The sequence below is a fragment of the Paraburkholderia sp. genome, from assembly GCF_035501035.1.
GTDB lineage: Bacteria > Pseudomonadota > Gammaproteobacteria > Burkholderiales > Burkholderiaceae > Paraburkholderia.
Genome location: NZ_DATJWR010000292.1, coordinates 1 through 2,342, shown reverse-complemented (window position 1 = coordinate 2,342; position 2,342 = coordinate 1). Strand labels below are relative to the sequence as shown.

Genomic DNA, 2,342 nt, shown 5'->3' with positions numbered 1-2,342 from the left:
GGTTCTGAATTGCTTCAAAAACCTGACTTACTTTAGTGTGAGACTCTTGATACTTTTGCTGCTCCCGACCACCCCGAAGGACAGTCAGGCCGCCACCGCATCAAGCGCCCACACTTATCGGCTGTAAATTTTTAAAGATCGTTCGCGAAGTTGCCGGTAAAACCACTCAACTACCGGCTTCTTTCTGCGTTGCTGCGTCAGCAGCAGAGAAACGAGATTATGAAGACTGCCGGGCGAACTGTCAACAGGTTTTTTTACTTCGCTCAACCTGCCGCCTGACTTCGAATCGCCCGCAGACCCAGACGCCACAAGGATTTCCCCCGGGCTTCCCGTCTCCCCGCGCCTTCATCGAAAGCGCGAAAGACCGGAATTCTAGTCACACGCGTGACACCTTGCAAGCGTTTTTTTGACGCCCAGCAAATTCAGGAATGCAGCGGCTCTTGCCGTCCATATAGCAGTCGTCATAGGCCCTCCGGATGTGACTGTGAGGCCAACGCCAGCAACTTCCGGCATCGCACCCGCACGTATCCGAGACGCCCCCCCGCGTTCGGCCCTGTTGGCCAAACCGATGGCCCGCCCGGAACCGACTAGAATATGGGGTTCTCTGCATCCCACCTCATAGATTTATGCGCTCGCGAATCGCCAAACGCCTCCCTCCTGACGCCGACAAGCTCGTCGGCCTGTCGCTCGCCCTGTTCGCCTCGGGCAGCCGCACCGAAGACCGCTTCTGGGAGGCCAAGCTCGACACGCTGCTCGCGAAGGTCGTGTGCAACGGCAATCAGACTACGCTCGACGCCGCGCTCGATCATCTGCAGCAGAACCACCCCGACGCCTACGGCGCCCTTGCCGACATGGCGGAAACGCACAGTGAATCGTTCATCGTCGAGCATGAAGGCACGCAATACGAAGCGCTGCTCGTTGCCGCACCCGTGCTGGCCTGGACGCGCTATGTCATCCCGTCTGGCCCGCTGAAGGCCGACGCCGCCGACGCCCTGCGCACCCACCTGCAGGCCCACGTGCTCGCAAGCGGCACCCGCGTGGCCATGGCTCCCTATCTTTACAGCATCGACCAGTTGCCCCGGCATCACGTCGAGACCTGGCGCCTCGCCCAGCAGCTCTCACAGGCGGCGCTGAGCGGCAGCCCCGCGAAGATCAGCGTGGGCGAACTGCCGGAAACGTCACCTATCCTCGCCGATCCGCGTTTCTTGCTCGCCGTCGTTGCCGCACCGATCAGCGCCCCGCTCTTTCGCTGGCAGGAAGAGGAACACGGCTCGCGAATCGAGCGCGGCCAATGCCTGGAGCAGTGGGCCACCCAAGGCGGTGCCAACCTCGCCGTCGTCATGCCGGGTTGCGAGTTCGAGTGCCTGTTGCCGGACGCCTATTACTCCGCTTGCCGCGACGCCGACGAACGCGTCCGCCCACACACGATCCGCACCGCCGTGCGCTACCTGCTCGACACGATCGGCGCAGTTGCGCAGGACCTGCGCGCCGTGGTCGCGGGCTTCGGCGAGCGCCGTATCGACGAGTACCGCATCGGCTTCACGAAGCGTGGCAGCAATGACGTACTCTATGGCGTCGTCTGGCCGCTCTACGGCCGCGAAAACGGCGACACCGACATCGACGAGGAGCCGGCCGAGGAAAACGTCGGCAGCGGTCCGCTCGAAGAGATCGTTGCACTACTAAAGGAATCGGGCGTCACCGACATTCGTCGTCATGCCGGTCGCTTCGAGCCGGAATATTGCGATGACTGCGGCGTGCCGCTCTATGCGGACCCACTCGGAGAGATTGTTCATGCCGAGATGCCAGAAGATGCTGAGCCCGTACAGCCACATTTCCACTGAGGCAACGCCCAAATTCCTACGCGGTCCCGCCTGTGTGCGGGACTTTTTTTTGCCCTATGTCCTATGCCTTCCGGACAGGCCGCCAGCGCGCAAGCTTTTTGTCATCATTGTGCTGTTGGTCTGGTTCACCGCCGCTGAGAAGCGGCGCGCGTTGCACAACATTTCGAAAGATCGTCAACGAGAGGAGGGCATTCCCATGCGGTTCGTTGTACTCAATCCGGACGCCGAACGGCGCGAAGGGCTGAAGGCGCTGTTAAGACAAATCGAACGACGCGCACGCTTTAACGACGCGCCGGACTGGCGCAGCGCTGAGCGCGCAATGCAGCGCTTCACCCCCAATCTGATCGTCATCGACTGGCACGCTGGTATTCGCGCCGGCGAGTTGCACAACTTCGTCGCGCGGCACCGCAGCCTGCCTGTCGCCGTGCTGGTCGACAGCGCGGAAACGCCCGCCACTGTGCGGACGCTCATTGACGAAGGCGCCCGCGGCATCATCCGGCG

General features: G+C 62.0%; 1 protein-coding gene and 1 pseudogene. Both read left to right on the top strand.

From position 1 onward, the window contains the following. Positions 1 to 626 precede the first annotated feature (626 nt). Complete coding sequence (locus VMJ11_RS21685) at positions 627 to 1,841, top strand: DUF2863 family protein (RefSeq protein WP_325621620.1); 1,215 nt, start codon at positions 627 to 629, stop codon at positions 1,839 to 1,841. Continuing rightward, positions 1,810 to 2,342 (top strand): annotated as a pseudogene (locus VMJ11_RS21680) (hypothetical protein); the annotation flags it as partial. The gene VMJ11_RS21685 and the pseudogene VMJ11_RS21680, both read left to right, overlap by 32 nt.